Annotated in this window: 9 protein-coding genes; 6 read left to right on the top strand and 3 right to left on the bottom strand. The window is 63.7% G+C overall.

From position 1 onward, the window contains the following. Positions 1–26: 26 nt before the first annotated feature. Together istA (BFL43_RS00525) and istB (BFL43_RS00520) are read left to right on the top strand one after the other, a co-directional pair. Positions 27–1547, top strand: coding sequence for an IS21 family transposase (gene istA / locus BFL43_RS00525; RefSeq protein WP_143694986.1), 1521 nt, complete (start codon positions 27–29; stop codon positions 1545–1547). After that, positions 1544–2338, top strand: coding sequence for an IS21-like element helper ATPase IstB (gene istB, locus BFL43_RS00520; RefSeq protein WP_084889715.1), 795 nt, complete (start codon positions 1544–1546; stop codon positions 2336–2338). Before istA (BFL43_RS00525) ends, istB (BFL43_RS00520) begins: the two co-directional genes overlap by 4 nt. A gap of 24 nt (positions 2339–2362) precedes the next feature. On the opposite strand, the gene BFL43_RS00515 is transcribed toward istB (BFL43_RS00520), so the two are convergent. Together BFL43_RS00515 and BFL43_RS00510 are read right to left on the bottom strand one after the other, a co-directional pair. Then, positions 2363–2599 (bottom strand): hypothetical protein, encoded by a 237-nt coding sequence (locus BFL43_RS00515; RefSeq protein WP_143694990.1) that lies wholly within the window; start codon positions 2597–2599, stop codon positions 2363–2365. Positions 2600–2745: 146 nt separating this feature from the next. Continuing rightward, positions 2746–3162 (bottom strand): hypothetical protein, encoded by a 417-nt coding sequence (locus BFL43_RS00510; RefSeq protein WP_084889778.1) that lies wholly within the window; start codon positions 3160–3162, stop codon positions 2746–2748. 170 nt (positions 3163–3332) lie between these two features. On the opposite strand from BFL43_RS00510, the gene BFL43_RS00505 reads away from it, so the two are divergent. Beyond that, positions 3333–3686: a type II toxin-antitoxin system RelE/ParE family toxin gene (locus BFL43_RS00505; RefSeq protein WP_084889776.1), complete on the top strand. Its 354-nt coding sequence runs from the start codon at positions 3333–3335 to the stop codon at positions 3684–3686. Then, on the top strand, positions 3683–4018 hold the full coding sequence (locus tag BFL43_RS00500) for an XRE family transcriptional regulator (protein ID WP_084889774.1): 336 nt from the start codon (positions 3683–3685) through the stop codon (positions 4016–4018). The genes BFL43_RS00505 and BFL43_RS00500 overlap by 4 nt, the downstream gene beginning before the upstream one ends. A gap of 802 nt (positions 4019–4820) precedes the next feature. Here the strand turns inward: BFL43_RS00500 and BFL43_RS00490 are convergent. Beyond that, a complete protein-coding gene (locus BFL43_RS00490; protein WP_084889770.1) occupies positions 4821–5351 on the bottom strand; it encodes a hypothetical protein in 531 nt (176 codons plus the stop codon). A gap of 219 nt (positions 5352–5570) precedes the next feature. Between BFL43_RS00490 and istA (BFL43_RS00485) the strand changes: the two genes are divergently transcribed. After that, positions 5571–7088 (top strand): IS21 family transposase, encoded by a 1518-nt coding sequence (gene istA / locus BFL43_RS00485; RefSeq protein ID WP_084889768.1) that lies wholly within the window; start codon positions 5571–5573, stop codon positions 7086–7088. Next, positions 7085–7849, top strand: coding sequence for an IS21-like element helper ATPase IstB (istB, locus tag BFL43_RS00480; RefSeq protein ID WP_084889766.1), 765 nt, complete (start codon positions 7085–7087; stop codon positions 7847–7849). Before istA (BFL43_RS00485) ends, istB (BFL43_RS00480) begins: the two co-directional genes overlap by 4 nt. Positions 7850–7860: the final 11 nt, after the last annotated feature.

Genomic DNA, 7860 nt, shown 5'->3' with positions numbered 1-7860 from the left:
CACACCATCACCGCCTGGGAGTTCCATTGAAGTCTGCGAAGGACCGTATGGACATCATTTCTGCTTACCGCGAAGTCGGAAGCTACCGAGGAGCCGCCGAGCTGTGCGGCACCACCCACAAGACCGTCAAACGTGTCGTCGACCGGTTCGAGGCCGGCGACCAAGACCCTCCCGAGCGCGTTGAGCGCTCCCGCAACTACGACGCAGTCACCGCCCTGGTCGATGAACGCGTCAAGAGATCGCACGGCAAGATCACGGCCAAACGACTCCTGCCGGTCGCCCGGACCGCCGGTTACGACGGATCGGACCGCAACTTCCGACGTTTGGTCGCACAGTCAAAAGCGCAGTGGCGCAGAGATCATCACCGTGGACGCCGTCCCGCGGTGTGGGCGCCGGGTGACTACCTGGTCATCGATTGGGCCGTCGTCGGCGGCATCCATGTGTTCTGCGCGGTGCTCGCGTTCTCGCGGTGGCGGTTCGTTGCCTTCGCGACCAACGAAACCGCAACGACCACGTTGACGTTCATAGCCCACGCCCTCGAGGAGATTGGTGGAGTTCCCAAGCGGGTCCTGGCCGACCGGATGGGTTGCCTCAAAGGCGGTGTCGTGGCGAACGTGATGATCCCCACCCCGCAGTACGTCCGGTTCGCTGCCCACTACGGCTTCGCACCGGACTTCTGTCACGCCTCAGACCCTGAATCCAAAGGCATCGTCGAGCGCCTGTGCGACTACGTTCAGTCGGATTTGGCCATACCGCTGTGGACTGAGGCCAAGGTCGCGGCCGGCCGCGACGACGTGGTCCTGGATGTGCATCAGGCCAACACGGCCGCCCACGTGTGGTGCGTGGAGGTCAATTCCCGGCAGCACTCGGATACCTTCGCCATCCCGAACGAGCGACTCGAGGCTGAGCGGGAAGTGTTGGGGCAGTTGCCGTCTCTGCGGATGCAGGTCGGTCCGCCGCCGGTGACCCGCAAAGTCGACCGACTCTCATGTATCCGGTACGCTTCGGCCCGCTACTCGGTGCCCACCCGGCTGATCGGAACGACCGTGACCCTGGTGCAGGATGCGGGCCGGTTGCTGATCATCGAACCGAAATCCGGTGAGGTGGTCGCCGATCACCAGCTCGCTGCACCGGGTGAAGCGATTATCCTCGATGAGCACTACGGCGGCCCACGCCCGGCCCCGGACCGCGGACCCAGACCGAAAACTGCTGTGGAGAAACGGTTCTGCGCACTCGGCGAACCCGCTGAGCAGTTCCTCATCGGTGCCGCCGCGATCGGCAATACCCGCCTGAGCTCGGAGTTGGATGCACTGCTGGCGTTGGGCGCGGCCTACAGCGACACCCTGCTACTCGAAGCGCTGACCCGGGCGGTGGCGTTCAAACGGTTCCGGGCCGCTGATGTGCGTTCCATCCTGGCCACCGGCGCCGCAGCACCCACCCCACGACCACCCGGTGACGCCCTGATAGTGGACCTTCCCTCGGCGCCGACCAGATCGCTGCAGGCCTACAAACACACCCCGGCCACCGATAGCGAGGCCTCCTCATGACGACCGCCAAGACACCTAAACCAGCTGCACCACAGTCTATCCCAGAGCTGCCCGCCGATCTGGACCTTGCCCTGCGGCGGTTGAAACTGGCGGCGATCCGCCGCACCGCACCCGAAGTCCTGCTGACCGCCAAGACCCAACGCTGGACTCCTGAGGAGGTGGTGCGGACCCTGGTCGAGACGGAGATCGCTGCCCGCGATGCCTCCAACATCCGCAATCGTCTCAAGGCCGCGGCGTTTCCAGTCGCCAAGACGTTGGAGTCCTTCGACGTGGCGGCATCCTCGATCCAGCCGAAGGTGTTCGACTACCTGTCGTCGCTGGAATGGATACGAGCACAACATAACTTAGCGATCATCGGCCCCGCGGGTACAGGTAAATCTCACACCCTGATCGGGCTGGGGATCGCTGCTGTGCACTCCGGGCACAAAGTCCGGTACTTCACCGCTGCCGACCTCGTCGAAACGCTCTACCGCGGGCTGGCCGACAACACCGTCGGCAAAACCATCGAAGGACTGCTCCGCCAGGATCTGCTCATCATCGACGAAGTCGGATTCGCACCGCTCGACGACACCGGCACCCAACTGCTGTTCCGGCTCGTCGCCGGCGCCTACGAACGCCGATCCCTGGCGATCGCCTCGCACTGGCCGTTCGAAGACTGGGGCCGGTTTCTGCCCGAGCACACCACGGCCGCCAGCATCCTCGACCGGCTGCTGCACCACGCCACGATCGTCGTCACCGACGGCGACTCCTACCGCATGAAACACCGAACGGAGGGCCCCACCACAACCTGAATTGCCCACACAGGGCGGGGACTTTTACCTGGCCACCAGTGGGGACATCAAACTGGCCGTTGACAACTGCTCAACGGCGACGAGCTTGCTGGCCGTCGTCGGACCGATCTTGCGGAGCCCACACAATTCCCGCATAAGCTGCCAACCGGCCCAGTCGTCGTGCAGAGGCGCGGATTCCTCGGCAAGGTCGTTGTCGAGTCCGAGCTTCTCGAGCCACCGCACGTACGCACACGGTGGGCAATCCAGGTGCGACTCGGTCACCGGCACGCCCGGACCGCCCCGCGGCCGTCTTGATCGGTCTTCGACATGGCGAGCCGCCACATGCAGCCCGTCGTGCGGATGCCGCACCACCTCGCAATCGTGAGACCGGCCAACTCCGAACGGCGAAACGCACCCGCGAACCCCATCTACAACAATGCACTGTCGCGCCGCTCCGTAACCTGCGAGGCCCACCGCAGATCCTCCACCAACAGCGGCGCTACCCGTTTCGTCGGACGCTCCCGGCTGGCTGCCATGGTGCGCCGGATCCCCGAGAGGGTGGCCCGGACCATCTCGTGATCGGCGACCGCACCGTGTCCGGCGGCCCGGTGCGCATGATTGATCGACGCCGGGTGCGCCGGCAACACCTCGTGATGCTCGCGCCAACACCCGCGTTCGAACCGCGTCCAGTCCGACCGGTACGCGCGCCGCGTCCCCGGAGCTTTCGACGCCGCCGCCGTCGCGGTCGCCTCGCTGGTCAGCACATCCAGGAGCGGTTCTGCTCCGATCGAGAGGCGCGTTGCACCAGTCGGTTCGGCCTCCGAACCCCGGGCGTCGATGTACATACCGGCAGGTTAACGCCTGGCCACCGACCGATCGGCGCAGGCCAGCCGAAGTGATACCGCCTATTTTCGTCACCGTGACGCCGGGAAACACCGCCAACCCGCTCACCGGGCCCCCTTGCCCGTCCCCACCCAGGCTAGCCAATACAACCCATGGGTTGTATTGTGGGCTGATGTGGACGGTCATCCTGCTCGACGAAGTCGATGAATGGTTCATCGGCCTCGACAGCGACACCAGCGAGTCAGTGGCCGACGCGATCGACGAACTCGAAAGCAAAGGCCCACTGCTCGGTCGCCCACTAGCCGACCGGATCAAAGGATCGAAACTCCACAACCTGAAAGAACTCCGCCCACCCGCAACGAACGTCCGCATCCTGTTCATCTTCGACCCGCAACGCCAAGCCGTACTGCTCGCCGCCGGCGACAAGACTGGCCAATGGGCCAAGTGGTACACCGACAACATCCCGAAAGCCGAACGGCGATACCAAGACTGGCTAGACGCAACACCGACAAGACAGGAGGAATGACCATGACAACACCGAAAGGCCGCAACTGGCGCGACGTCCGCGCCGACGCCATCGACCGCGGACAGATCACCGAAGAAGGCATCGCCAAGGCCGGCGAACGCCGCGAGGAGGTCTCGCGCGCCTACCGGCTCGCCGAGGTGCGCAAATCTCTGGGCGCCCGCCAGATGGACATTGCATCACTGATCGGCGTCTCGCAGGCAATGGTGTCCAAACTCGAACGCGGCGACATCGGGCACACCGAGATCGGGACGCTGCGGTCCTACATCGCCGCCCTAGGTGGCCGACTGGAAGTCAGGGCCGACTTCGGCGACGAGACCCTGACAATCCAGTAGCGGAGACCGCTGTACGGATCTCGCCCCCACGAGCTGATAACAACGGACGTATCCCGGTAGTAGAACCACCCGGCCGCTTCTCCCGCAGCGATCATGAAGTGGAGCGTAAGGGTCAGAGCGAGACTGACTTTCAAATAGTTGGCACAGCTGGTGTAACAGCATCAGCGGGACACGGTTCGAGATAACCGTCGCCGCTTCCCGTCTTTACACGAAAAAACAAGAGCGCCAACCACTCTCCGGTAAATTGGACGAACCAACATGGTTGCGGTTCATCCCGGAGGAAAGTCATCCGGGATGAACCGAGCTTGGGCGCTACCACTGGGTCTCCGAGTCGAGCAACGTGGCGCGTCGCAGCACAACGACCGGCCACGTTTGAAATCGGCATCTCCTTGCCGTCACCGCCAGTGTTCGGACCACGTGCCGCAGAGCCACGACAGTGCTGACGACGAACCACTCCCTTCGTCGCGACGGGTGTATTCGGGATCGCAGTAGTGCATTTTCGTTTCCAGCGTTAAGCGACGGCGCGTGCGCGAAGCACACGCAACGAATGTTCGCGCGCTTGATCGGCAAGTGCACTCTCGTGAGCCCTGTCCGCGCTGCTCTCGGCGGCCAGGTGTGCGTGGAGAAGTGCTTTCGCCTCGAACCATGCTGCAAGTTGCTCGGAGTCTGCACTGCTGGTGGACCGACTGATTGATAGGGCGGTCATTTCGATCAATACGTTCATGTCGGTCTAACCCTTCGATCACCGATGCCGGTGATGGCCCGGCCGCACGTGTTGGTTGTGCGCTATTAACCTCGTCGATCATTCGTTCCCACGGGCGGCGGCGAGCATACAGTCGACATCGACCAATTTGACTTTCGGTCGTCGACGATTACCCGCGGCTGCCTTCTCCGCCTTGTCTATCCGAGTCCAGCCGGTGAAGTCGACGACGTCTGGCTGGCGTTCGCGCACTAGTGAAACGAACGCAGCCTGATCCAGCACGGGTGTGACAAGTTGCGCCTTCTCGAAGTCTGCAAGCAGTGCCTCGACCGTGTCTGCTGCACACTTCTTGTTTGTTCCGATCACACCTGAAGGACCTCGTTTTATCCACCCTGTCGCGTACACGCCCGTAACGGGATTGCCTGTTTCTGGTTCTACGACACGGCCGCTGGCGTTGGGGATCGTGCCGCGCGCCTCGTCGAAGGGCACGCCCGTGATCGCGGTGCCACGGTAACCGATCGACCGCAAAACCAATCCCCCTTCGATGGTCTCGTTCTGATCGGATGCTTCGGCGCGCAGTGATCCATCACTGTCTTCCGTAAGTACGTTGCGTACGACCCGGACACCGGTCACACGCTGTCGGCGGACATGAAAAACTGCCCGTAGGCGGACATGAAAGTGCCCACTGACGGCCAATAAGAACTGCTCACTGGCGGGCACGAATGTGCCCGTTGCCGGCCATGAATCTGCCCAGTCCTGTTGATCCCAGTGCGGCGCGTCTGCGCCGTGGGGGCCTCTCCCGAGGTTCGATGTCGATGCCTAGTCGATTCGAATCACCCGGGAGAGACCACATTGAAGTCTGACGGAGAACTCATGGAAATACTCAATGCCTACGATCTGACTGGGTCGTATCGCGCGGCAGCCGAACTTTGCGGGTGCTCGCATCACACGGTCAAGAAGGCGGTCGAGGACCGCGATGCCGGCCTGCCGCCGCAGGTTCGCCGGGCCCGACTGATCGACGACTTCACCCCGAACCTGGAGAAGTGGGTGCAGGATTCGCACGGCAAGATCCGCGGCGACAAAGCCCACGAACGCTTGGCCGCGTTGGGGTACACCGGCAACGAACGCACCACCCGCCGGGCACTGGCGGAGATCAAAGCTCAATGGCGCCTGGGCAATACGCGAGTGCACCGACCGTGGGTCACCGAACCCGGATTGTGGCTGCAGTACGACTTCGGTGACGGCCCGATCGTGAACGGCCGAAAGGTGGTGCTGCTGGTCGCGTGGTTGGCGTGGTGCCGCTTTCGGATCGTCATCGCCCTGCACGACCGGACCGGGCCGAGCGTGTTCGCCGGCCTCGACCGTGTATTTCGCATCGTCGGCGGCGCTCCGACGTACCTGCTGACCGACAACGAGAAAACGGTCACGACCGGGCACGTGGCGGGGGTTCCGGTCCGCAACCGTCATGCGGTGACCTTCGGCCGCTACTACGGCATCTCCGTCCTGACGTGTGAGCCGGCCGACCCGGCCTCCAAAGGCGGGGTGGAGAACGCCGTCAAACTCGCTAAAGCCGACATCGTGCCGACCGAGACGAACCTGCTAGGCGAGTACGCGAGTTTCGTCGACGTCGAGACCGCGTGCGGCGAGTTCATGACGCTTGTCAACAACCGGGTCCACAGGGCCACCGGCCGGGTACCGGCCGAGATGCTCGAGATCGAACGCACCCAGCTCCATGCGGTGCCCGATCTGCCGCACACCGCGGGCCTGGGGGTGACCCGCAAAGTACCGGACAACACTCCGATGATCACTTTCGAGCACGGCCAATATTCCATCCCGTCAACATTATTGGGACACAGTGTGTGGGTGCGCCACCACCCGGGTACCGATGAGGTCATCATCTGCGCCCTCGACGGCGGTGGCCCGGTCGAAGTGGCCCGGCACCGCCGCACCACCCGCGGCACCCCCGCAATCGATGACGCCCACTTCCCGGATCAGCCCGGCAAGATCCCCGGTGACTACCGGATCCGCGCTCGTAGCGCTGCTGAGCACGCTTTCCTGGCGATCGGAGAGGGCGCGGTGGTGTGGCTCAAAGAAGCCGCCGCCGTCGGGACCGAACGGATCTTTCAGAAGATGACCCACGCCGTGGACCTTTCGACCCTGAGTAGCCGCCCGGATGTGGATTGGGCATTGGGTCACGCCGCGGTGCACGGCCGGTTCGCCACCGGCGACCTCGACTCGATCCTCGCCAGCAAAGGAATGGACCCGACTCGCCACCAAGCCTCCGAAGACACCTCCTTGGCTCAAGGAACAACCGGATGGAACTCGTTCGGCCTCAACAATTCTCACGTAAACGACGAGGACATCGCATGAGTACCCCGACGCTGCCGGCCGAGGTGGAGCAGTTGATGCGCCAACTGCGGCTTCCCCACGCACGGGCGGTCGCCGGCGACGTGTTGGCCACCGCCCGCTCACAACGCTGGGATCCGGCCGAGGTCATCAAAGCGTTGCTGACTGAAGAAGCCGCTGGTCGAGCCCGGTCGATGCTCACCACCCGCCGCAAAGCCGCACGGTTTCCGACCGGCAAAACCTTCGATGTGTGGGACGAGAATGCCTCCTCGATCCCACTGCCCACCCAGCACGCGCTGCGCACCCTGGAATGGGTGGGGCGGCGGGAGAACCTGGTCGTGTGCGGGCCAGCTGGGACGGGGAAGACATTTTTCCTCGAAGCATTGGGACACAATGTTATTGAAGCAGGTATGCCGGTGGCTTGGTTCACCCTCGAACAGCTCGGGGTACTCGTACGTGCCCATCGTGCTGATGATTCTTTGGGCAAAGCCGTCGCCAAGATCGTCCGCGCCGAGCTCATCATTGTCGATGACGTCGGGCTCCTCCCGGTCGGCGCCGACGCTGCCGAGGGGCTCTACCGGATCGTGGAAGCAGCCTACGAACGCCGATCGGTCGCGGTCTCGTCGAACCTGCATCCCAGCGGGTTCGATGAGTTGATGCCCAAAACGTTGGCGACCGCCACCGTGGACCGACTGCTCCACCACGCACACCTCTGCCAGACCAGCGGAGACTCAGTCCGCCTCGCACAAGCCCTGCACGGACAGGGGGTCAAAGCCTTGAACTGACCACCCTCGGA

The organism is Williamsia sp. 1135 (assembly GCF_002095395.1).
In the GTDB taxonomy this organism is placed as follows: domain Bacteria; phylum Actinomycetota; class Actinomycetes; order Mycobacteriales; family Mycobacteriaceae; genus Williamsia.
The sequence above is the reverse complement of the archived record's forward strand: the minus strand, read 5'-3'. Positions and strand labels throughout refer to the sequence as shown.

What these genes read in the sequence shown, in the direction of transcription:
- istB (WP_084889715.1), top strand. Translation starts at nt 1,544, where the DNA reads ATGACGACCGCCAAGACACCTAAACCAGCTGCACCACAGTCTATCCCA.
- BFL43_RS00510 (WP_084889778.1), bottom strand. Translation starts at nt 3,162, where the DNA reads ATGTACATCGACGCCCGGGGTTCGGAGGCCGAACCGACTGGTGCAACG.
- BFL43_RS00505 (WP_084889776.1), top strand. Translation starts at nt 3,333, where the DNA reads ATGTGGACGGTCATCCTGCTCGACGAAGTCGATGAATGGTTCATCGGC.
- BFL43_RS00500 (WP_084889774.1), top strand. Translation starts at nt 3,683, where the DNA reads ATGACCATGACAACACCGAAAGGCCGCAACTGGCGCGACGTCCGCGCC.
- istB (WP_084889766.1), top strand. Translation starts at nt 7,085, where the DNA reads ATGAGTACCCCGACGCTGCCGGCCGAGGTGGAGCAGTTGATGCGCCAA.